The organism is Bradyrhizobium sp. USDA3516 (assembly GCF_057651995.1).
Genome location: NZ_JBYGYN010000002.1, coordinates 651,117 through 672,156, shown reverse-complemented (window position 1 = coordinate 672,156; position 21,040 = coordinate 651,117). Strand labels below are relative to the sequence as shown.

Sequence of the window (21,040 nt, the reverse complement as noted above, 5' to 3'; positions counted from 1 at the left end):
TTGAGCATGTCCTGACCGCCGCCCCACAACAGCCAGGATATGTGCTGACGTGTGTTGAGGCCGAACGGCAGTGATGTGCCGAAGGTGAAGGCCGGGTTCTTGCCCCAATAATAATAGAGCGCCGTGTTGCCCATCTCGACAGTGCCGTTCGAGACGGCGTCGAGCACCTGCAGGCCCGGCACGATTTCACCGGCCGCGAACGGCTGAATCTGGAAGCGGTTGTCGGTGATCTCCGCGACGCGCTTGCAGAAATATTCGCAGCCGCCATAGAGCGTATCGAGAGATTTCGGCCAGCTCGCAGCGAGCCGCCACTTCACCTCGGGCATCGATTGTGCGACGGCCGGCGCGGCAACAGCAGTTGCGGCAAGGCCGAGTCCGCCTGCCGTCAGGAATTTACGACGTTCCATGCGTTTCCCTCCTGTGATGTCGTGTCCTCGACGAGGGATCGCGGTCTTGCTGCCGCTTTCGTCTCCGCCGGTGGCCGACGTTTCTTGGTGTCCGAAATTCAGTATTCCCGGATCGCGGTCAGGATGACCAAAGGGGAACCGCAAATCAAGCGCACTTTGGTTGTGACCGCCAACGCCGATCAATGCTGCGGTGCGAACGCGGCTTCCATGGCCTTGCGCGCTTTCACCGTTTCGCTGCCCGGGTCGAAATCGACATCGCTCCAGCGTATCAAAGTGCCGTGGGCGACGTCGTGCTTAAGCTTGAGGCGATGTGCGAGCCCGATCGGCAGGGCGCCGGCCTTGAGGCTCGCGCCCGCCGGTATCAACCTGCCCCATACCGTGTAGCCGCCTTCGCCGTCGAGCATCTCCCCGGCACGCAAGTTACGTTTGGCCACGGCCGCGACGTCGCCGCGGAAGCCGTCAGGCTGCCCGGTCGGCTCGCCCCGCAGCGCGGCCGACAGCACCGAAATGTTCAGCTCGAGCCCGATCAGATGATACGGCTTGTACATGGCGGCGAAGCGTCCGCTGGAATCGGTCTTCAGGCCATATTGCCGGAAGCAGTCGGCGGCATAGTCGCTCGGAGCCTCCAGCACGACATAGACGCCCCAGCGCAGGTCGCGAAACACCGGCCTGCCGTCGCGCTCGAGCGAGGAGACGACTTCGACGACACCTGATCGCTCCAGCACGCCGCCGCGCGATCGCGGCCGCATGACATGCGGCAGATCGTCGACGCCGCACGGCGGAAACGAAAGGCCCTCCGCGGGCACGTCGAGGCCGCAGGCATTGGCGATCGCGGCCATCTCGATCGCCGATTTGGTGCCGTCGAGGAAGGAGTTGAACATCTGCGGATTCATGCCGGCCGACTGTGCCTCTCCCGCGGTCAGGCCGTAATGCTGCCAGACGCCGTCGGGCGTCACGTCGTGATAGGCGGGCAGGTACTTCGTGCCCTTGCCGGCGGCAACGACGCGAAAGCCGGTGGCGCGGGCCCAATCGACCATCTCCGCCGTCAGTGCCGGCTGGTCGCCATAGGCGAGCGAATAGACCACGCCGGCTTTGCGCGCTTCCTCGGCGAGCAGGGGGCCCGCCAGGACGTCGGCCTCGACATTCACCATCACGATATGCTTGCCCGCCGCGATCGCGGCGCGCGCGTGGCGGATGCCGACGGCGGGATTGCCGGTCGCCTCCACCACCACGTCCATGGCGCCGCCGCCGATGGCGCGCACCCCGTCATCGGTGAACACGGTCGCGGCGATGCGCTCGGCGTCCCAGCCGACGCTGCGGCAGGCCTCGCGCGCGCGGTCGCGGTCGATGTCGACGATGATGGGCACCTCCAGCCCCGGCGTGTGCGGCACCTGTGCGAGGAACATCGAGCCGAACTTGCCGGCGCCGATCAGCGCGACACGAACAGGCTTGCCGGCGGATGCGCGGGCCTGGAGGAGGCGGAAGAGGTTCATGTGGGATGTCCGATCAGTCTCGTGTCCCGGACGCGGTGCAGCGCGTAGCGCTGCGCCGCAGAGCCGGGATCCAGTGTGAGGGAATTCCGCGTAGCATGGGCCCCGGCTCTGCAGCGCACCGCTGAAGAAGCGCTGCGCTGCGTCCGGGGAACGACACGAGGCCTATTCTACTCCGCCGCCTGCCGCGGTGCCCGTGCCAGCCGCAGCAGCGCGTCGTCGTCCACCGTCTTGATCGGCGTGAAATCGCGATGCGCGATGTAATCCGGTCGTGTCGGTGTGCGGATATGGTTCGAGACCGCGTTCAGCGTCAGGTACACGATCTTGCGCGGATAGGGCGTGATGTTGCCGGCCGAGCCGTGCACGAGATTGCCATGGAACATCAACATGCCGCCCGGCTTGCCGGTGGGCGCGACGATGCCGCCCTGCTTGACGAGGCGCGTCACGGTGTCCTCGTCCAGCGTCCATAGCGGATAAGAGGTGGTGGCGAGGTCGTGCGAGGCTTCGAGATCGCCGGCGTTCTGGCTGCGCGGCACCAGCATCAGGGGACCGTTGATCGGCATCACCTCGTCGAGGAAGATCGCGATGTTCATCGCGCGCGGCTCCGGCATGCCGTCGTCGCGCTTCCAGGTGCCGTAATCCTGGTGCCACTGCCAGACATCGCCGGTGAAGGCCGATTTGGCGTTGATCTTGAACTGGTGCATGTAGACCGGCTCGCCGAACAATTGCTCGACCGGCTCGATCATGCGCGGATGCGCGCCGAGGATCGCGAACGCCTCGTTGTAGAGATGCGCGGCAAAGGCCGTGCGCGGCGCGCCGCTCTTCTCGCGCCAGACCTCCGGCCGGTTGGCCTCGTAAATAGCGACCGCCTCGCGCGCGAGCAGGTCGACCTCCTCCTGGGTGAACAATTCGGGCAGGAACAGCCAGCCCTCGCGGTGGAAGAACTCCAATTGCTCCTGAGACAGTTTCATGGATCGTCCTCCTCAGTTTGTTTGTTTTCTCTCTCGTCACGCCGGGCCTGTCCCGGGCATCCACGTTCTTCGGGCGTCGAGCAAAGACGTGGATGGCCGGGTCAAGCCCGGCCATGACGACGCAGGTGCAAACGGCTACGCCGCCTCCTCCGTCGCCCGCAATCTCTCCTCGGTCATCCGTCCCGCCGTCTGCGCATGCGCGAGCGCGGCGCGTTCGGCCGCCTTGGCGTTGCCGCCGAGAATGTGCGCGGCAATATCGGCATGTTCCGCCCAGGCGCTGGCGCGATAATCGAACTCGGAGAGCACTGTGGCCATCGAGCGCCGCATGTGCGGCCATTGCGGCGCCATGGTCTCCTCGATCACGGGATTGCCGGCGAGCTGATAGATCGCGCGGTGAAAATCGACATCGAGCCCGATGAGCTCGGATAGAGTCGTGTTGCGGTCGCTGCGGCGCCCGGCGGCGAGCGCTGCCTCCAGTCGCGCACGTCCCGCCGCGTCGCTGGCCGCGCGCCGAGCGGCCAGCCGGGCCGCCAGCGCATCGATGGCGCCGCGCACCTCGTAGAGCTGGCGGATGCGCGTGGGATCGAGCTGTGTCACTTCAAAGCCGCGGCGGCCGCTCTCGGCGATCAGGCCCTGCCGGTGCAACAGATGCAGCGCATGCGAGACCGGCTGGCGCGACACGCCGAGCCTGTCGGCGAGCTCGTTCTGCCGGATGCGCTGGCCGGGCCGAAGCGTGCGGTCGGAGATCGCCTCCAGCATCCGCGCATAGACTTGGTCGATCAGGTTCGGGAGCGGGTCGAGAGGGATCACGCCGGCAGCTCCAACAGATCGGAAATCGGAATACGGAATTCCGTATTCGAAAATACGCTTGGTGAGGTGAGGGCGTCAAGAGGTGGCTGAGGGGGGCGCGGTGCGCTTTGGTCTGGCCGCCTAGGTCATTGAAATTGCTTGGGCCATCTACTGTGCATGGGGTTGTTTTCGCGACATTGGCTCCGAGGCCTCAATGCTCCAGCACCTCCACGTCGAGCGATGCGATCCGCTCCGCGTCGGCCAGCGCCTCGATTCCGGCAATGCGGTCGCCCCTGAACATCACGCGCAGCGCAATGCGAAGCTGTCCGCCGAGGATGACGGCAGCACCCAGCTCGCCATCGACCAGCGCCGTGCGCGCCGTCCGGGCGCGGCCCTTGTAGAGCTGCGCGACAGCCTCCGCCCCGCGGACCTCCGCCAGCGAGCCGAGCCGCACCGCCGCCTGGTCGGCGCGGAAGACGACGTCGGGATCGAGCACCGCGAGCAGTCCTTCGAAATTGCCTTCGCGCGACGCTTTAAGAAATGCATCGACGATCCTCCGCTGCTGCGCCAGATCCGTCTCGGGCACCGGCGCGCCCTGCACGCGGCGCCGGGCCCGGCTCGCCAGCTGCCGCGAGGCATCGACCGAGCGTCCGACGATCGGCGCGATCTCCTCGAACGGGACGGCGAACATGTCGTGCAGCACGAAGGCGAGCCGCTCTGCGGGCTGCAACGTTTCCAGCACCACCAGCAGCGCCGCGCCGACGGAATCGGCCATCTCCGCCTCGCGCTCGCGGTTGTCGTCGACCGGCTCGGGTACGTGCGGACCCATCGGATCTTCGCGACGCGATTTCCGGGCGCGCAGCATGTCGAGGCAGATGCGCGCGACGACCGTGGTCAGCCAGCCGCGCAAGTTCGCGACGTCGGACATGTCGTGGCGGCTGACCCGCAGCCAGGCCTCCTGCACGGCATCGTCGACCTCAGCGCGCGAGCCCAGCATACGGTAGGCGACCGCACGCAAATGGTCCCTGCTCGCTTCGAACTGCTCAGTCAGAAAATTTTCTTCGGTCATCGGTCACATTCCCTCGTCGCGATCCGTCAAGCCCATGACGAAGCCAATCCGGCCGATGTGACCGGAACCTTCGAAATTCGACAGATGGAGACGCAACATGATGCACGCCCGCATGAACCACCCCGTCAGGGTCCTCCCCGAGGCCATGAACGTCCTTCAGTCCCTCGGCAACCTGACAAAGCAAGGTCTGCCGGAAAAGCTCTTGGAACTGGTGCACCTGCGCGCCAGCCAGATCAATGGCTGCAGCGTCTGCGTCGACATGCACCCGAAGGTCGCCCGCAGGCTGGGCGAGACCGACGAGCGCCTGTTCGCCGTATCCGCCTGGCGCGAGGCGCCCTACTTCACCGACGCCGAGCGCGCCGCGCTGGCCCTGACCGAAGCCGCCACGCGCCTTGCCGATCGCGAGGATCCGGTGCCCGACGCGATCTGGAACGAAGCCGCCAAGCACTTCGACGAGCGAGAGCTCGCCACCCTGATCCTCGCGATCGCGACGATCAACGTGTGGAACCGCCTGAACGCGACGATCAAGATGCCCGTCGGCATGTGGAAGGTGTGAGCTACTTCGCCAGGAACCTGCTCGCCACCTCGCCGAACTCGAGCGGCGCCTGCTCGAACATCCAGTGGCCGGCGTTGGCGATCACCGCCGTCTCGGCGCCCGCGATGTGCGCGGCCAGCACGCGCCACATCACCGACAGGCTGCCGGTGGTGGCGCCGCCGCCGATCAGCAGCGTCGGCGTCCTGATCGCCTGCGCGTCGCTGAGCGTGTAGGGCCGGCGCTGCTCGTTGATCTGGCCGAGGAAGGTGAGCGCGTTGTCGCGGAGTTGCTGCTTGGCCGCGGCCGGCACGCGCCGCCAGGAGCCGTCGCCCTCGATGCCTTCGTAGAAATGCTGCAGCGCGCCTTCGATATCGCCAGCGCGGATCATCTCGACCGATCGCACGGTGCGGGCCGCGAGCGGCGGATGCGCGGGCGTGCCTTCCGGCACCGGCAGGGATGCGTCGAGATCGCCGCCCGGCTCGGCCAGCACCAGCTTGCGCAACAGATCAGGTCGCGCCTGCGCCACGCGGAAGGCAATGTGGCCGCCGCGCGAATGGCCCATCAGGTCGACGGGGCCAGGCCTGACCTGCTCGATGAAGGCGATCGTATCGGCGACGTGCTGCGCCATCCTGTAGTCGTCGCCGACGGCGTCCCAATGCTCGGGAAAGAAATGCCGCAGGCTGACCGCGATCACGCGATGGGATTTCGACAGCGGACCGAGCACCGAATACCAGGTTCGGAAGTCGCCGAGTGTGCCGTGCACGCAGACCAGCGGCGGGCCCTCACCGACCTCGAGATAGGACATGTCGTAACCGTTGACGTGGAAGCTTTGCATGGTCAGCTCGCCAGAAAATCCAGAACCACTTCGGAGAATTTCTGCGGCGCCTGCTCGAACATCGGATGCGTCGCGTTCGGGATGATCGCCGTCTTGGAATAGGGCACATGCGCGGCCAGCGCATGCAGCACTTTCGGCAAGAGGCCCTTGGTCCGCGCGCCCAGGATGAACAGTGTCGGCATCCTGATTGCCTCCGCATCCGCCCGGGAGAACGGCGGGCGTTTGTCGCGGACCTGGCCGATCAGGGTAGTGGCGTTGTCGCGCAGGTTCTGCTTCACCATCGCCGGCAGCCGCGGCCAGGTGCCGGGGCCTTCCAGCGTGTCGACGAAGACGGCAAGGCCGCCGTCGACATCCCCGGCCGCGATCTTCTCGGCCGAGGCCGTGAAGCGCGCCAGCAGCGGCGAGGGGCCGCCGACATAATCCGGATCGAGGCTCGCATCGAGCTCGCCCCCGGGTTCGGCCAGGATCAGCCGGCGCAAGAGATCGGGCCGCTGCTGCGCCACACGGAAGCAGATATGCCCGCCGCGGGAATGGCCCATCAAATCGACCGGCCCGAGGTCGAGCTTGTCGATGAAGGCGATGACGTCGCTGGTGTGCTGCGCGATCGAGTAGGTGTCACCGACCCCATCCCATTTTTCCGGGAAGAAGTGCCGCAGGCTGACGGCGATCACCCGGTGCCGCTGCGTGAGCGGCCCCAGCACGCAGCCCCAGACGCGGAAGTCATTGAGCGATCCATGCACGCAGACCAGAGGCGGACGGCCCCTGTCTTCGCCCACGTCAAGATAGGTCATGTCGTAACCATTGACGTGGAGGCTTTGCATTCCGGGCTCGCGATGGGTTTGAACTCCTGTGCAAGATTCCCGGAAACCGGGTGGATCGCAACTATTTCCAAGCCTAGATTTGGCACGACATCAAAGTGGGGGCCTGCAACGGAAGCAAGCCGGGAACCAAGCCATGACCGACCAGCATTTTGCCCTGTTCGACACCAGGATCGGCCTGTGTGCCATCGCCTGGGGCCCGCGCGGCATCAACGGCACGCAATTGCCGATGGGCGGCGAGCGGAAGATCCGCACCCGCATCAGCCAGCGTCATGCCGACGCCGTCGAGACCGAGCCGACCGCCGAGGTGCAACAGGCGATCGACCGCATGACGAAACTGCTCGCCGGCGAGCCGGATGACCTCGCCGACATTCCGCTCGACCTCGACGGCGTGCCCGATTTCAATCGCAGCGTCTACGACATAGCCCGCGCGATTCCGCCGGGCAAGACCGTCACCTATGGCGACATCGCCAAGCAGCTCGGCGGCGTCCAGCTGTCGCGCGACGTCGGCCAGGCGCTCGGCCGCAACCCGTGCCCGATCGTCGTGCCGTGCCATCGCGTGCTGGCGGCCGGCAACAAGCCAGGCGGTTTCTCGGCCAATGGTGGGGTTGTCACGAAGCTGAAGATGCTCGAGATCGAAGGCGCGCTGGTGAATCACACGCCGAGCCTGTTTGATTGAGGATGCCACCCTCCCCTGGAGGGGGAGGGTCGATCGCGCGCAGCGCGAGCGGGGTGGGGTGATCTCTCCACTCGGGCAGTATCGGATGGGGAGGCACCGTCACCCCACCCCGTCTCGCATCGCTGACGCGCTGCGAGCCGACCCTCCCCCTCCAGGGGAGGGTCAGAAAGAGCGCCTCAGATCTTCGCCGCTGTCTTCGGCCAATACCGATCGCGCAAATGCCGCTTCACCAGCTTGCCGGTCGGCGTGCGCGGCAGCTCGGCCTCGAAATCGATCGAGCGCGGGCATTTGATGGCGGAGAGGCGGCTCTTGCAATAAGCGATCAAATCGGCCTCGAGCGCCTTGCCGGCGCGGCTCATGGCGTGCGGCTGCACCACCGCCTTGACCTCTTCGCCCATCTCCTCGTTCGGCACGCCGAACACCGCGACGTCGGCGACGTCGGGGTGGGTGATGAGCACGTCCTCGGTCTCCTGCGGGTAGATGTTCACCCCGCCGGAAATGATCATGTAGGACTTGCGGTCGGTGAGATAGAGAAAGCCGTCCTTGTCGAGATAGCCGACATCGCCGAGCGTCGACCATCCCCTGGCGTTGTACGCCTTCTTCGTCTTCTCGGGGTCATTGTGATAGGTGAAGGCGGGCGCGTCGGCGAAGTAGACGGTGCCGATTTCGCCGACCGGCAGTTCCTCGTCGTTCTCGTCGAGGATCTTGATCTTGCCCACCACGGCGCGGCCGACGCTGCCGCGGTGCTCCAGCCATTGCTGCGAGTTGCAGACGGTGACGCCGTTGCCTTCCGAGCCGGCGTAATACTCGATCAGGATCGGCCCCCACCATTCGATCATCTTGGCCTTGACGTCGACCGGGCAGGGCGCGGCGGCGTGGATCGCGCCCCTCAGGGTGGAGACGTCGTACTTCGTGCGCACCTCGTCCGGCAGCTTCAGCATGCGCACGAACATGGTCGGCACCAGCTGCGATTGCGTCACCTTGTGTTTTTCGACCAGCTTCAGGAACTCTTCGGCGTCGAACTGCTCCATGATGATGGAGGTGCCGCCGAGCACGATCGCCATCATGTTGAAGCGCAGGGGCGCCGCGTGATAGAGCGGCGCCGGCGACAGATAGGTGCTCTCGGCGTTCATGCCGCACATGTCGGCGCAGAGCACGCGCAGAAGCGGATTTGGTTCGCTGATCGTCTTGCCCTCGAACGCCTTCTTGACGCCCTTGGGCCGTCCGGTGGTGCCGGACGAATACAGCATGTCGTAGCCGGCGACCTCGTCCGCGATCGGCGTGGTCGGCTGCGCGGCGGCTTCCTTGTCGTACGAGCGGAAGCCGGGCAGAGGGTCGTCCATCATGTAGAAGATCGGCTCGCCCGGTGCGCCCTTGATCAGGCCCTTGATCTGATCGACGCATTTCGGCGTCGTGATCACGACCTTGGCGCCGCAGTCCTTGACGATGTAATCGATCTCGTCCTGCTTCAGGTAGCGGCTGATCGCGGTGTAATACAGCCCGCTGCGCTGTGCCGCCCAGCACAGCTCCATGAAGGCGAGGCGGTTCTCCATCAACAGCGCGATGTGGTCACCGGCCTTGAGGCCAAGCGAGCGGAACAGATGCGCGCCCTGGTTCGAGAGCTCGTCGAGCTCGCGATAAGTGATCGCCTTGCCGGTCCCGGCCATCTGGTAGGCGATCTTGTCGGGCGTCGTCTTTGCGTGGATGGAGGGGTGGGTCATGGCTCTGCTTACAAGGCTAGGTGTGACGTTCCCCGGACGCGGCGCAGCGCGCAGCGGTGCGCTGCAGATCCGGGGTCCACTCTGAGGCATGGGTCCCGGCTCTGCGCAGCAGCGTTGCACGCTGCAGCGCGTCCGGGACACGAGAGAAGGCTTACAGCCGCTCCACGATCGTCACGTTGGCCATGCCGCCGCCCTCGCACATGGTCTGCAGGCCGTAGCGCTTGCCGCGCTGGTGCAGGGCGTGGACCAGCGTCGTCATCAGCTTGGTGCCGGAGCCGCCGAGCGGATGGCCGAGCGCGATGGCGCCGCCATTGACGTTGAGACGCTCCGGATCGGCGCCGGTGGTCTTCAGCCACGCCGTCGGCACCGAGGCGAAGGCCTCGTTGACCTCGAACAGGTCGATGTCGCCGATCTTCATGCCCGCCTTCTCCAGCGCGCGCTTGGTGGCGTGCAAGGGAGCATCGAGCATGATCACGGGATCGCCGCCCGTCATGGTCATGTGATGGATGCGGGCGAGCGGCTTGACGCCGAGCTGCTTCAGGCCCTTCTCGTTGACCACCATGACGCCGGAGGCGCCGTCGCAGATCTGGCTGGCGCTGGCCGCGGTCAGCTTGCCGTTCTCGGCGATCAGCTTGACGCCCTTGATGCCATCGAGCGTGACATCGAAGCGGATGCCCTCGTCGATAGTATGGGTGTCCTTGCTGCCGTCGGCGCGCGTGATCTCGAGCGGCACGATCTCCTGCTTGAAGTGACCCGCTTGCGTTGCCGCAATCGCGCGCTGATGGCTGTCGTAGGAATACTGGTCGAGCTCATCCTTGGAGAGGCCGTATTTCTCGGCCATCATCTCCGCGCCGGTGAACTGGCTGAACACGATGTTCGGATACTTCTTCTCGATGCCCGGGCTCTTGTAATTGCCGAAGCCGTTCTTGGCCGGAAGCTGCGACGACAGGCCCATCGGCACCCGCGTCATCGATTCCACGCCGGCCGCGATCACCACATCCATCGCACCCGACATCACCGCCTGCGCGGCGAAGTGCAGCGCCTGCTGCGAGGAGCCGCACTGACGATCAATCGAGGTGCCCGGCACACTCTCCGGAAGCTTCGAGGCCATGATCGCGTTGCGCGCGACATTGTTGGATTGCTCGCCGACCTGCATGACGCAGCCCATGATCACGTCCTCGACCTGGGCCGGGTCGACCTTGGTGCGGTCGACCAGCTCGTCCAGCACCTTCGCGGCGAGATCGGCCGGATGCCAGCCGGCGAGGCGGCCCCCCTTGCGCCCGCCGGCGGTACGCGCGGCGGCGACGATGTAAGCCTCGGCCATGTCGGTCTCTCCCTGAATTCTTGATTGGGTTGGTTGTCGGGGACGGATTTAAGGGGCCGGAGATCGTTTAGTCAATCGATCAATTAACTCTTGTGATGAGGCGCTGCTTGCGCTTATCTGCGCCCGCTCCAGCGGCCAAACAGGGATCTCCGTGGCGACCAGCGTACCGAACAGGCTTCCCAGCGGGAAAAATTCCACGGCAGAGAAATTGCTGGTGGCCGCGAGCGAGCTGATGATCGAACGCTCCTCGATCGAGATCTCGCTCTCCGACATTGCGCAGAAGTCGGGCGCCAATGCCGCGCTGGTCAAGTATCACTTCGGCAACAAGGACGGCCTGTTGCTGGCGCTGCTCGCGCGGGATGCCGCGACCGAGATGACCAACCTCGAATATCTGCTGGCGCAGCCGATCACGTCGACGGGGAAGCTGAAGCTGCACATCGCCGGCATCATCCGCGCCTATCACCGGTTCCCCTACATGAACCGGCTGATCCACTATCTCTTGCACGAAACCAGCGCGAGCTCTGCCGACGAAGTCTCGAAGTTCTTCGTTGCGCCGCTGTTGGACTTCCACCGCCGCCTGCTGGCCGAAGGCGTCAGCCGCGGCGAATTCCGCCCGACCGATCCGGTGCTGTTCTACACCAGCCTGATCGGTGCCTGCGATCATCTGTTCTTCGGCCGGCACGCGATGTCCCGCGCGACCGGCGTCGGCCCGGTCACCGACGACGTCTGCCGGCAATACATCAAACACATGGAAACGCTGATCTGCGGCGGCATCCTCACGCAAGCCGGGGAAGCAGCCGCGGCCGGATAGTCCGGCCGTCACTTCACAAGTCCAGAGAAGAAACGCCTAAGGAAAGGTACACGCGATGCAGTTGAAAGACGTAGCCGTTCTCATCACCGGCGGTGGTTCGGGTCTTGGTGCCGCGACCGCCCGCGCCATGGCGGCCAAGGGCGCCAAGATCGGCGTGATCGATCAGAGCAAGGAAAACGTTGAGAAGGTCGCCGCCGAAGTGAAGGGCGTCGCGCTGCACGCCGACGTCACCAGCGAGGAGCAGATCAAGGCGGCGATCGCCAAAGCCGAAGCCGCACACGGCGTCGCCCGCGTGCTGATGAACTGCGCCGGCATCGGCGGCTCGCAGCGCATCGTCGGCCGCGACGGCGTTTATCCGCTCGAAAAGTTCGCCCGCATCATCAACGTCAACCTGATCGGCACGTTCAACTGCCTGCGCCTGTTCGCCGAACGCCTCGTCACTGCGGAGCCCATCGGCGAAGAGCGCGGCGTCATCATCAACACCGCCTCGGTTGCCGCCTACGAAGGCCAGATCGGGCAGATCGCCTATTCGGCCTCGAAGGGTGGCGTCGTCGGCCTCACGCTGCCGGCTGCGCGCGATCTCGCCAGCCAGAAGATCCGCGTCAACACCATCGCGCCCGGTCTGTTCTTCACGCCGATGCTGATGGGATTGAACGAAGAAGCCCGCAAGAGCCTGGGCGCCCAGGTGCCGCATCCCTCGCGTCTCGGTGACGCCAACGAATACGGCATGCTCGCGGTGCACATCGTCGAAAACCCGATGCTGAACGGCGAGACCATCCGCCTCGACGGCGCGATCAGGATGGCGCCAAGGTAGGTACTTTCTTCCTTCTCCCCTTGTGGGAGAAGGTGGCGCGAAGCGCCGGATGAGGGGTTGTCTCCACAATCTCATCTGTGGAGGCAGACCCTCACCCAAGCGAGTGTGCGGCTAGCGATTTACATGCCCTCTCCCACAAGGGGAGAGGGCGCAGCAATCGGCGCCGCGACCCGCGGCAAGCACGAGGCCCCATGTCCCAACCGCTGCTGATCGAGCATGACGACGGCGTCGACCGGGTGACGCTCAATCGGCCCGAGCACCTCAACGCCCTCGATCCTGCGCTGATCGAAGCGCTCAACGATTATTTCCAGGGCTTGCAACGCAACCGCGACACCCGCGTCGTCGTGCTCAAGGGCGCCGGCAAGAATTTTTGCGCAGGCCTCGATCTCAAAGCCGCGATGGCGCGCCGGGCCGGGCAGCAGGAGCCGCCCGGCGTCACGGAGTCGCTGGATTCGCAGCGGCGCATCGCCGACATCGTGATGCTGATGCGGCGCTGCCCGCAGCCGATCCTGGCGCTGGTGCAGGGCGCGGCCGCCGGCGGGGGCTTTGCGCTGGCGCTGGCCTCAGACATCCGCATCGCGACGCGATCGGCGCGGATGAATTGCGCCTTCATCAAGCTTGGGCTCGGCGGCTGCGACATCGGCACCAGCTATTTTCTGCCGCGCCTCGTCGGCGTCTCCATCGCATCCGAGCTGATCCTTACCGGGCGCTTCATCGGAGCGGAGCGCGCGCTCGCGGTCGGTCTCGTCTCGGAGGTCGTGGATGAGGACAAGCTCGACGACGCGGCCGGGCCTTATGTCGAGGCGATGATGACGGCCTCGCCCGTGGGCCTGCGTCTATCCAAGGAATGTCTCAACATGAGCGTCGATGCCGGCTCGCTGGAAGCCGCGATCGCGATGGAGGATCGCAACCAGGTCCTGTGCAGCCGCTCGGAGGAATTTTCGGAAGGCATCAGGGCCTTCCTTGAGAAGCGAAAGCCTGTCTATATCAGGCGCTGAACGATGAAGATCCGCAAAGGACAGTAATTCCGGGAGACGCAAAATGAGTGGAAGCGCGGCGGCCGTGATGACGAAGCCCGCCTTTCGCAAGGTCCAGTGGCTCGCGCGCGACATCGACGTCGAGCGTCGCGGCGACGGCACGGTGGTGTTGAAGTCGCGCATTCCGCTGCAGCCTTATGAGAAGCACATCCCGGCGTCACTGGCGAGATGGGCGAAGGAAGCACCCGAGCGCATCTGGCTGGCGCAGCGCGGCGGTCCGAACCGCGAATGGCGCAAGGTGTCCTATGGCGAAGCCAAGCGCATCGTGGACGCGCTGACGCAAGGCCTGCTCAATCTCAAGCTGGACGGCCGGCCTGTCGCGATCCTCTCCGGCAATTCGATCGAGCATGCGCTGATGACGCAGGCCGCAATGCAGGCGCGCGTCCCGGCAGCGCCGGTATCGCCGGCCTACTCCCTGATGAGCCACGATCACGTCAAGCTCAAGTACCTGTTCGACCTGATCAAGCCGGCCGTCCTGATGGTGCAGGACGGACCGACCTTCGAGAAGGCGCTGAAGGCGCTCGACCTCCGCGGCGTCACCGTGGTTCACGTCGCGCGCCCCTGCGAGGGCATCAAGAGCGTCAGCTTCGCCGAGCTTGCCGCAACGCCTCTCACGGCGGATGTCGAGGTCTCGATCGCGAAGATCACGCCGCAGACCGTCGGCAAGCTGCTGTTCACGTCGGGCTCGACCGGCATGCCCAAGGCCGTCATCAACACGCAGCAGATGATGTGCGCCAATGCGGCGATGATGATGCAGGTGCGGCCGCGCGATCCGAACGGGCCTGTTGCGACCATGCTGGACTGGATGCCCTGGAACCACACCATGGGCGGCAACGCGGCGTTCCACCCGATCCTGGTCGACGGCGGCACGCTCTATATCGACGATGGAAGGCCGATGCCGGGCCAGTTCGAGGAGACGCTGCGAAATCTGCGCGAGATCTCGCCGACCTATTACGCCAACGTGCCCGCCGGCTATGCCGCGCTCGCAGCCGCCATGGAGAAGGACGACGCGCTCTGCCGCTCGTTCTTCAAGAATCTCTCGGTCATGGCCTATGGCGGCGCGCGACTGCCGGACGATCTCTACGAACGCATGCAGGCCCTCGCAGTGAAGACCACCGGCGAGCGCATCGTGTTCTACACCGGCTGGGGCTCGACCGAGACCGCGCCGACCTCGACCGGCACCTATTGGGACACCGAGCGCGTCGGCCTGATCGGCCTGCCGTTCCCCGGTGTCGAGTTGAAGATGGTGCCGTGCGGCTCGAAGTACGAATTGCGCCTGCGCGGCGTCAACGTCACGCCCGGTTATTTCGGCCAGCCTGAGCTGACCAAGAAGATGTTCGACGAGGAAGGTTTCTATTGCATCGGCGATGCCGGCATCTTCGTCGACGGTTCCGATCCGGTGCAAGGCATCATCTTTGCCGGCCGTGTGGTGGAAGATTTCAAGCTCACAACCGGCACCTTCGTGCATGTCGGCTCGCTGCGGACCGATGCGATCGCAGCCGCCACGCCGGTCGTGCACGACGCGCTGGTCGCGGGGCAGGATCGTCCCTTCATCGGCCTCTTGGCCTGGCCGAACCTGCACGCCTGCCGCCAGCTCGTCGGCAATCCCGATCTGAGTTTTGCCGATGCGGTGAAGCATCCCGAGGTGATCGCCTGCTTCAGGCGCGGCCTGGAAGCCCACAACCGTGAGTGCGAGGGCGCCAGCAGCCGGGTCATCGCGCGCGCGATGCTGATGGTCGAGCCGCCCTCGATCGACGGCAACGAGCTCACCGACAAGGGCTACATCAACCAGCGCGCCGGCCTGGAACGCCGCGCGGCGCTGGTCGAGCGGCTCTATGCGGAGAAGCCGGATGAAGATGTGATCGTGCTGAAATGAATCAACAATCTCTCCACTCGTCGTTCCGGGGCGCGCAAAGCGCGAACCCGGAATCCATCGGGCCGCAAGCACGTGGCGAAATGGATTCCGGGCTCGCGACTTCGTCGCGCCCCGGAATGACAGCAAGAAAAAGGTAGCCCGCCATGAACTTCGACTTCTCCGACGATCAAAAACAGCTCCGCGACCAGGCGCGCAAGTTCCTCGCCGAGAAGTGCTCGCCCAAGGCGGTGCGAGTCGTGCTCGACGGCAAGGCGCCTTACGACAAGGAGCTGTGGAAAGGCCTCGCCGAGATGGGCTTCCTCGGCGTCGCCATTCCGGAGGAGTTCGGCGGCGCCGGCGCCGGCCATCTCGAGCTGTGCGTAATCGCGGAGGAGATGGGCCGGGCCAACGCGCCGGTGCCGTTCTCCTCGACCGTGTACCTCGCCGCCGAAGCGCTGCTGATCGCCGGCAGTGACACTCAGAAGAAGAAATGGCTGCCGGCGATTGCGTCCGGCGAGGCCATCGGCACGCTGGCGCTGTTCGAGGGCAAGGGCAACCCGTCGCCGAAGAACGTCAAGCTGACGGCCGCGAACGGCGTGCTCAACGGCGTCAAGAAGCCGGTCGCCGACGGCGCCATCGCGGATTTTGCGGTGGTCGCCGCGCGCACGGGATCGAGCGGGCGCGACAATGACATCTCGCTGTTCCTGGTCGATCTCAAAGCCGGCGGCGTCGAGGTCAAGAACCTCACCAATCTCGATCCGACCCGCGGACAGGCCGAGATCACCTTCAAGGACGCCAAAGCCGAGCCGCTCGGCGCTGCGGGCGAAGGCTGGAGCATCCTCACTGAGGTGCTCGACCGCGCCGCGGTGCTGTGCGCGTTCGAGCAGGTCGGCGGCGCCGACCGCGCGCTGGAGATGGGCCGCGACTATGCGCTGGACCGCATCGCCTTCGGCCGGCAGATCGGCTCGTTCCAGGCGGTCAAGCACATGCTCGCCGACATGTACGTCTCGGCGACGCTGGCGCGCTCCAACAGCTATTACGGCGCCTGGGCGCTCTCGACCAATTCGGCCGAGCTGCCGGAAGCCGCCGCCGCCGCGCGCATCAGCGCGACGCAGGCGTTCCAGCACTGCGCCAAGAACAACATCCAGGTTCACGGCGGCATGGGCTTCACCTGGGAGTTCGACTGCCACATGTACTACCGCCGCGCCAATGCCATGGCGCTGGGCCTGGGCAGCCTGTCTTATTGGGAAGATCAGTTGATCGACCGGATGCGGAAGAAGAACGCGGCGTGATGGTGTCGTCATTCCGGGGCGGCGCGATAGCGCCGAACCCGGAATCTCGACATGGCTAAGTAACCTCTGGATTCCGGGTTCGATGCTTCGCATCGCCCCGGAATGACGGAAGAGAAGGCAAGACCATGAACTTCGACGACACCCCGCAGGAAGCCGAGTTTCGCGCGACCGCCCGCGCCTGGATCAGCGCGAACGCGCCCAGGCAGTATGAGGAGGAGCTGCGCAAATCCTCGCTCGGCCGCACCGTGCTCAAGAACGCGGATATCCTGCAGGTCGCGAAAGCCTGGCAGAAGAAAAAGGCCGATGCCGGCTGGGCCTGCCTGCACTGGCCGAAGGAATATGGCGGCCGCGGCGCTTCGCCGATCGAGCGCGTGATCTGGCAGCAGGAGGAGGGGCCGTTCGGCCAGCTGTCCCGCATGTTCATCATCGGCCATGGCATGTGCGGGCCGACCATGATGGCGTTCGCGCGCGAGGAGCATAAGCGCACCTATCTGCCGCCGCTCGCCTCCGGCGAGAAGGTCTGGTGCCAGCTGTTCTCCGAGCCCGCCGGCGGCTCGGATGTCGCGGGCTTACGCACGCGCGCCGAGAAGGACGGCGACGACTGGATCATCAACGGCCAGAAGATCTGGACCTCTGGCGCGCATTATTCCGACTACGGCATCCTGCTCACCCGCACCGATCCGACCGTGCCCAAGCACAAGGGCCTCACCATGTTCTTCCTGGACATGAAGAGCCCCGGTGTCGAGGTGCGACCGATCAAGCAGGCGAGCGGTGCCTCGGATTTCAATGAGGTCTATTTCACCAATGTCCGCATCCCTGACCATCAGCGCCTCGGCGAGGTCGGTGACGGCTGGAACGTGTCGCTGACCACGCTGATGAACGAGCGCAGCGCGATCGGCGCAGCCGTCTCGACCGGCTTCCCGGAGCTGTTCGAGTACTGCTCCGGCCTGATGCTCGACGACGGGCCGGCGATCGAGGATCGCGCGGTGCGCTCTAAGCTGGCGAACTGGGCGGTGAAGGCGAGCGGCCTGAAATACACCAGCATGCGCGCGATCTCGGCGCTGTCGAAGGGCGAGCGGCCGGGACCGGAGAACTCCATCGGCAAGTTGGTGGCGGGTTCGATGATCCAGGACGTCGCGACCTACGCGCTGGACTTGCAGGGCGCGGGCGGCGTCGTCAGCGGCGAGGACGGCGAGCTCGCCGGCCGTTTCCAGGCGATGCTGCTGCGCGCGCCCGGCACGCGCGTCGAAGGCGGCACCGACGAGATCATGCGCAACATCATCGCCGAGCGGGTGCTGGGCCTGCCTGGCGATATCAGGGTCGACAAGGACGTGCCGTTCAACAAGATCCCGACCAAGGGAAGAGGCTAGAATCGTAGGGTGGGCAAAGGCGCGGTACGCGCCGTGCCCACGAATTCTATCGAGGGAAAGTGGTGGGCACGCTTCGCTTTGCCCACCCTACGCACCGAACGAGGATTGAGAGGTCCGCCATGAATTTCGACGACACCCCGCAGGAAGCCGCGTTCCGTGAGACCGCGCGCAAATGGATCGAGGCCAATGCGCCGAAGGAGCTGCATGCCGAGCTGTCGAAATCCTCGCTCGGCCGCATCCGCCTCGCCAATCGCGACATCGTCGACGTCGGCAAGGCCTGGCAGAAGAAGAAGTTCGAAGGCAATTGGGCCTGCCTGCACTGGCCGAAGGAGTATGGCGGCCGCGGTGCGACGCCGATAGAGAAGGTGATCTGGCAGCAGGAGGAGGGCGTCTACGGCAAGCTGACGCAGCCGTTCCAGATCGGCGAGGGCATGTGCGGCCCGACCGTGATGGCGTTCGGCAGTGAGGAGGCCAAGCGCCGTTACTTGCCGAAGTTGGCTTCGGGCGAGGAGATCTGGTGCCAGCTGTTCTCCGAGCCGTCGGCCGGCTCCGATGTCGCCGGCCTGCGCACACGCGCGGAGAAGAAGGGCGACAATTGGGTCGTCAACGGTCAGAAGATCTGGACCTCGGGCGCGCATTATTCCGACTACGGTCTATTGATCGCGCGCACCGATCCGAACGTGCCCAAGCACAAGGGCCTCACCATGTTCTTCCTGGACATGAAGAGCCCGGGCGTCGAGGTCAGGCCGATCAAGCAGGCCAACGGCATGCAGGAGTTCAACGAGGTCTATTTCACCGATGTGGTGATCCCCGATAGCCAGCGGCTGGGCGCCGTCGGCGACGGCTGGAACGTCTCGCTGACCACGCTGATGAACGAGCGCATGTCGATCGGCGCGCGGCTCGCGACCGGCGTGCCCGAGATGTTCGAATTTTGCTCCAACCTGATGCTGGAGGATGGCCTCGCCATCGATGATCCCGCCGTGCGCTCGAAGCTCGCGAGCTGGGCGGCCAAGTCGAACGGGCTGAAATATACCAGCTACCGCACGATCTCGGCGCTGTCGAAGGGCGAGCGGCCGGGTCCGGAGAACTCGATCGGCAAGCTGGTCTCGGGCATGATGCTGCAGGACATCGCGACTTACGCCATGGACCTGCAGGGCGCGGCCGGTGTTCTCACCGGCAACGACGAGGAAACCGCGCAGGGTCAATTCCAGCAGATGCTGCTGTCCTCGCCCTCGATGCGCATCGCCGGCGGCACCGACGAGATCCTGCGGAACATCATCGCCGAGCGCGTGCTGGGCCTCCCGGGCGACATCCGCGTCGACAAGGACGTGCCGTACAACAAGATCCCGACCAAGGGACGGTGATCGCGCGCCGCGCTTGTATCCCGGGTGGGCAACGGCGCAAAGCGCCGTGCCCACCCTTGCCTGTTGCTCACTCCACCCCGATCGTCGTCAGGTCCTGGAACCAGTGCTGCGCCTGCACGAACTGCTTGATCTTCGGTGACAGCGCGTGCGGATTGGTGTCGTGGACGACCCACACCAGCGTGGCATCGTCCACGATCAGCGCATGCGCCTGCGCCAGCAATTGGTCCTGCTTGGTGCTGTCGAAAGTCTGCTTGGCCTCGTCGATCAGCGCGTCGACCTTGGGGTTCTTGTAGCCGCCCCAATTGACGCCCACCGGCGCGATCTGGCCGGAATGGAAGAAGCGGACAATGGCGTAGAGCGGATCCGAGGTGACATAGGCGATGTTGTTGGAGGTGATGCCGGCGTTCATCTCGTCGGCGGCGCCCTTGCGCCAATGCGTATAGAGCGTCTCCAGCTCGACCACCTTGAAGTCGATCTCGATGCCGATCTCCTTGAAGCTTTGCTGCAGGAATTCGTTCATCGGCAGCGACAGCATCTGGCCGGTGCCGCCTTGCGCGATGATGAAGGTGGTCTTCAGCGGCTTGGCTTTGGAATAGCCCGCTTCCTCCACCAGCTTCTTGGCGGCGGCGAGATCATATTTCAGCTCGAAGCTGGGCTTGCCGAACCACGGGCTCGACGGGTCGACCTGGCCCTTGGCGGGCTTGGCGAGGCCGTTCATCAGGCCGACGACTTCGTCGCGGTTGATCGCAAGGTTCAGCGCCTTGCGCAGGCGGATGTCGGTCCAGGGCGAGCCCGGCAGCACGCTGAGGTGATAATTCCAGACATGCGGCGTGACGTTGTCGACCAGCTTCATGCCGGCCGCCTTCAGCTGCGGCACGGCATCCGGCGCCGGCGTCTCGATCAGGTCGACCTGGCCGGCGAGCAGCGCATTGGTGCGCGTCAGCGCTTCCGGCATCGGCACCAGCACGATCTTGTCGACCTTCGGAATGCGCTTCTTGTTCCAATAGTCCGGATTCTTGGTGAGCTCGGCGAGCTCGCGCGGCACCAGCTTCGTCAGCTTGAACGGGCCGGTTCCGGAGGGCTGGCTGGCGAACTTGTCCCAGTCCTTGCCCAGCTTTTCATATTGCGCCGGGCTCGAGACCAGGAACCAGAGCATCTGATAGGGGAAGAAGGAATCCACCGTCTTGGTGGTGATCTCCACGGTGAAGTCGTCGATCTTGGCGTAGCTGGCGACGGAGGGGAGGCGGGTCTTCACCTGCGCGCTCTGCCGCTTGTCGAATTGCGGCGCCTTGTCGTTGAGCACCTTGTCGAGATTCCAGATTACCGCATCGGCGTTGAAATCGCTGCCGTCGTGAAACTTCACGCCCTTGCGCAGCGTGAAGCGCCACTTCGTCTTGTCGGCGTCGTCCACCTTCCATTCGGTGGCGAGGCCCGGCACCAGCTTGCCGGGGCGGTCGGCGACGTCCATCTCCCAGGCCACCAGCGGATCGTAGATCGTGTACGCAGTGAACTGATAGGCGCCGGCGCCACGATCTGGCTGGCCGGTGGTGAGTGGAATATCCGCCATCGAGATGCCGTAGCGCACCATTGTTTCGGCGTGCGCCGTGATTGCGGACACCGCCAGTGCAAGCACGGCGAGACAGGTCGATAGACGAATGCGCATGGCCCAAAGCTCCAGGGGGATCTGGGACCAAACCTGCAATCTTGATGCCAGAATAGGCAGCGCGCCAATGTCGCCCGTGCGTCATCACAAGGACTTGTCGTCGCAGGGGCAATTTGCAGAAAAAGTTTTCCCTTGGCATAGCCATTGCATACGATTGCATCAAAATTAATCATCGAAAGCCGGAAAGGGACTGAGG

19 protein-coding genes (1 of these 19 running past the window's edge) are annotated in these 21,040 nt (G+C 65.1%); 9 read left to right on the top strand and 10 right to left on the bottom strand.

The window, feature by feature from the left end:
• From AC24YW_RS09015 to AC24YW_RS08995, 5 genes are all read right to left on the bottom strand, one after another.
• Positions 1-407, bottom strand: partial view of a TRAP transporter substrate-binding protein gene (locus tag AC24YW_RS09015; RefSeq protein WP_487482386.1) — the start only. It extends 682 nt beyond the left edge of the window; only the first 407 of its 1,089 coding nucleotides appear in the window; it begins with the start codon at positions 405-407; its stop codon lies off the left edge, out of view.
• A gap of 179 nt (positions 408-586) precedes the next feature.
• Positions 587-1,900: an NAD(P)H-dependent oxidoreductase gene (locus AC24YW_RS09010; RefSeq protein ID WP_487482385.1), complete on the bottom strand. Its 1,314-nt coding sequence runs from the start codon at positions 1,898-1,900 to the stop codon at positions 587-589.
• 167 nt (positions 1,901-2,067) lie between these two features.
• The gene (locus AC24YW_RS09005; protein ID WP_487482384.1) at positions 2,068-2,868 is read right to left on the bottom strand and encodes a phytanoyl-CoA dioxygenase family protein; all 801 of its coding nucleotides are present in this window, start codon (positions 2,866-2,868) and stop codon (positions 2,068-2,070) included.
• A 135-nt stretch (positions 2,869-3,003) separates the two neighbouring features.
• Positions 3,004-3,678 (bottom strand): GntR family transcriptional regulator, encoded by a 675-nt coding sequence (locus tag AC24YW_RS09000; RefSeq protein ID WP_487482383.1) that lies wholly within the window; start codon positions 3,676-3,678, stop codon positions 3,004-3,006.
• 190 nt (positions 3,679-3,868) lie between these two features.
• Positions 3,869-4,726, bottom strand: a complete 858-nt coding sequence (locus AC24YW_RS08995) for a sigma-70 family RNA polymerase sigma factor (protein ID WP_487482382.1) — start codon at positions 4,724-4,726, stop codon at positions 3,869-3,871.
• Positions 4,727-4,826: 100 nt separating this feature from the next.
• Here AC24YW_RS08995 and AC24YW_RS08990 point away from each other — a divergent pair, with 100 nt between their 5' ends.
• Complete coding sequence (locus AC24YW_RS08990) at positions 4,827-5,282, top strand: carboxymuconolactone decarboxylase family protein (protein WP_487482600.1); 456 nt, start codon at positions 4,827-4,829, stop codon at positions 5,280-5,282.
• A 1-nt stretch (position 5,283) separates the two neighbouring features.
• On the opposite strand, the gene AC24YW_RS08985 is transcribed toward AC24YW_RS08990, so the two are convergent.
• Positions 5,284-6,096, bottom strand: coding sequence for an alpha/beta fold hydrolase (locus AC24YW_RS08985; protein WP_487482381.1), 813 nt, complete (start codon positions 6,094-6,096; stop codon positions 5,284-5,286).
• Between the two features lie 2 nt (positions 6,097-6,098).
• The gene (locus AC24YW_RS08980; RefSeq protein WP_487482380.1) at positions 6,099-6,917 is read right to left on the bottom strand and encodes an alpha/beta fold hydrolase; all 819 of its coding nucleotides are present in this window, start codon (positions 6,915-6,917) and stop codon (positions 6,099-6,101) included.
• A gap of 133 nt (positions 6,918-7,050) precedes the next feature.
• Between AC24YW_RS08980 and AC24YW_RS08975 the strand changes: the two genes are divergently transcribed.
• Entirely contained in the window at positions 7,051-7,593 is a 543-nt protein-coding gene (locus tag AC24YW_RS08975) for a methylated-DNA--[protein]-cysteine S-methyltransferase (RefSeq protein WP_487482379.1), read from the top strand.
• Positions 7,594-7,769: 176 nt separating this feature from the next.
• Here the strand turns inward: AC24YW_RS08975 and AC24YW_RS08970 are convergent, their stop codons facing one another.
• Both AC24YW_RS08970 and AC24YW_RS08965 read right to left on the bottom strand, forming a co-directional pair.
• The gene (locus tag AC24YW_RS08970; protein ID WP_487482378.1) at positions 7,770-9,314 is read right to left on the bottom strand and encodes an acyl-CoA synthetase; all 1,545 of its coding nucleotides are present in this window, start codon (positions 9,312-9,314) and stop codon (positions 7,770-7,772) included.
• 151 nt (positions 9,315-9,465) lie between these two features.
• Positions 9,466-10,638 carry an acetyl-CoA C-acetyltransferase gene (locus AC24YW_RS08965; protein ID WP_487482377.1) on the bottom strand — a complete coding sequence of 391 codons (1,173 nt, stop codon included), beginning with the start codon at positions 10,636-10,638 and terminating at the stop codon, positions 9,466-9,468.
• A 151-nt stretch (positions 10,639-10,789) separates the two neighbouring features.
• Between AC24YW_RS08965 and AC24YW_RS08960 the strand changes: the two genes are divergently transcribed.
• The 7 genes from AC24YW_RS08960 to AC24YW_RS08930 all read left to right on the top strand — a co-directional run bounded on the left by AC24YW_RS08960 (position 10,790) and on the right by AC24YW_RS08930 (position 19,181).
• Positions 10,790-11,449, top strand: coding sequence for a TetR family transcriptional regulator (locus AC24YW_RS08960; protein ID WP_487482376.1), 660 nt, complete (start codon positions 10,790-10,792; stop codon positions 11,447-11,449).
• A 55-nt stretch (positions 11,450-11,504) separates the two neighbouring features.
• The gene (locus tag AC24YW_RS08955) at positions 11,505-12,263 is read left to right on the top strand and encodes an SDR family NAD(P)-dependent oxidoreductase (protein WP_487482375.1); all 759 of its coding nucleotides are present in this window, start codon (positions 11,505-11,507) and stop codon (positions 12,261-12,263) included.
• A 191-nt stretch (positions 12,264-12,454) separates the two neighbouring features.
• Positions 12,455-13,261 carry an enoyl-CoA hydratase/isomerase family protein gene (locus AC24YW_RS08950; RefSeq protein ID WP_487482374.1) on the top strand — a complete coding sequence of 269 codons (807 nt, stop codon included), beginning with the start codon at positions 12,455-12,457 and terminating at the stop codon, positions 13,259-13,261.
• Positions 13,262-13,304: 43 nt separating this feature from the next.
• Positions 13,305-15,176: an AMP-binding protein gene (locus AC24YW_RS08945; protein ID WP_487482373.1), complete on the top strand. Its 1,872-nt coding sequence runs from the start codon at positions 13,305-13,307 to the stop codon at positions 15,174-15,176.
• A gap of 143 nt (positions 15,177-15,319) precedes the next feature.
• Entirely contained in the window at positions 15,320-16,447 is a 1,128-nt protein-coding gene (locus AC24YW_RS08940) for an acyl-CoA dehydrogenase family protein (protein WP_487482372.1), read from the top strand.
• 125 nt (positions 16,448-16,572) lie between these two features.
• The gene (locus AC24YW_RS08935; protein ID WP_487482371.1) at positions 16,573-17,817 is read left to right on the top strand and encodes an acyl-CoA dehydrogenase; all 1,245 of its coding nucleotides are present in this window, start codon (positions 16,573-16,575) and stop codon (positions 17,815-17,817) included.
• A gap of 119 nt (positions 17,818-17,936) precedes the next feature.
• Entirely contained in the window at positions 17,937-19,181 is a 1,245-nt protein-coding gene (locus AC24YW_RS08930; protein ID WP_487482370.1) for an acyl-CoA dehydrogenase, read from the top strand.
• A gap of 67 nt (positions 19,182-19,248) precedes the next feature.
• Here the strand turns inward: AC24YW_RS08930 and AC24YW_RS08925 are convergent, their stop codons facing one another.
• Positions 19,249-20,844, bottom strand: a complete 1,596-nt coding sequence (locus AC24YW_RS08925) for an ABC transporter substrate-binding protein (protein WP_487482369.1) — start codon at positions 20,842-20,844, stop codon at positions 19,249-19,251.
• Positions 20,845-21,040 lie beyond the last annotated feature (196 nt).

Bases quoted from the DNA above. Each gene is read 5' to 3' on its own strand.
- AC24YW_RS09010 (WP_487482385.1), bottom strand. From the start codon at position 1,900: ATGAACCTCTTCCGCCTCCTCCAGGCCCGCGCATCCGCCGGCAAGCCT.
- AC24YW_RS09005 (WP_487482384.1), bottom strand. From the start codon at position 2,868: ATGAAACTGTCTCAGGAGCAATTGGAGTTCTTCCACCGCGAGGGCTGG.
- AC24YW_RS08995 (WP_487482382.1), bottom strand. From the start codon at position 4,726: ATGACCGAAGAAAATTTTCTGACTGAGCAGTTCGAAGCGAGCAGGGAC.
- AC24YW_RS08990 (WP_487482600.1), top strand. From the start codon at position 4,827: ATGCACGCCCGCATGAACCACCCCGTCAGGGTCCTCCCCGAGGCCATG.
- AC24YW_RS08985 (WP_487482381.1), bottom strand. From the start codon at position 6,096: ATGCAAAGCTTCCACGTCAACGGTTACGACATGTCCTATCTCGAGGTC.
- AC24YW_RS08980 (WP_487482380.1), bottom strand. From the start codon at position 6,917: ATGCAAAGCCTCCACGTCAATGGTTACGACATGACCTATCTTGACGTG.
- AC24YW_RS08975 (WP_487482379.1), top strand. From the start codon at position 7,051: ATGACCGACCAGCATTTTGCCCTGTTCGACACCAGGATCGGCCTGTGT.
- AC24YW_RS08970 (WP_487482378.1), bottom strand. From the start codon at position 9,314: ATGACCCACCCCTCCATCCACGCAAAGACGACGCCCGACAAGATCGCC.
- AC24YW_RS08965 (WP_487482377.1), bottom strand. From the start codon at position 10,638: ATGGCCGAGGCTTACATCGTCGCCGCCGCGCGTACCGCCGGCGGGCGC.
- AC24YW_RS08955 (WP_487482375.1), top strand. From the start codon at position 11,505: ATGCAGTTGAAAGACGTAGCCGTTCTCATCACCGGCGGTGGTTCGGGT.
- AC24YW_RS08950 (WP_487482374.1), top strand. From the start codon at position 12,455: ATGTCCCAACCGCTGCTGATCGAGCATGACGACGGCGTCGACCGGGTG.
- AC24YW_RS08945 (WP_487482373.1), top strand. From the start codon at position 13,305: ATGAGTGGAAGCGCGGCGGCCGTGATGACGAAGCCCGCCTTTCGCAAG.
- AC24YW_RS08940 (WP_487482372.1), top strand. From the start codon at position 15,320: ATGAACTTCGACTTCTCCGACGATCAAAAACAGCTCCGCGACCAGGCG.
- AC24YW_RS08935 (WP_487482371.1), top strand. From the start codon at position 16,573: ATGAACTTCGACGACACCCCGCAGGAAGCCGAGTTTCGCGCGACCGCC.
- AC24YW_RS08930 (WP_487482370.1), top strand. From the start codon at position 17,937: ATGAATTTCGACGACACCCCGCAGGAAGCCGCGTTCCGTGAGACCGCG.
- AC24YW_RS08925 (WP_487482369.1), bottom strand. From the start codon at position 20,844: ATGCGCATTCGTCTATCGACCTGTCTCGCCGTGCTTGCACTGGCGGTG.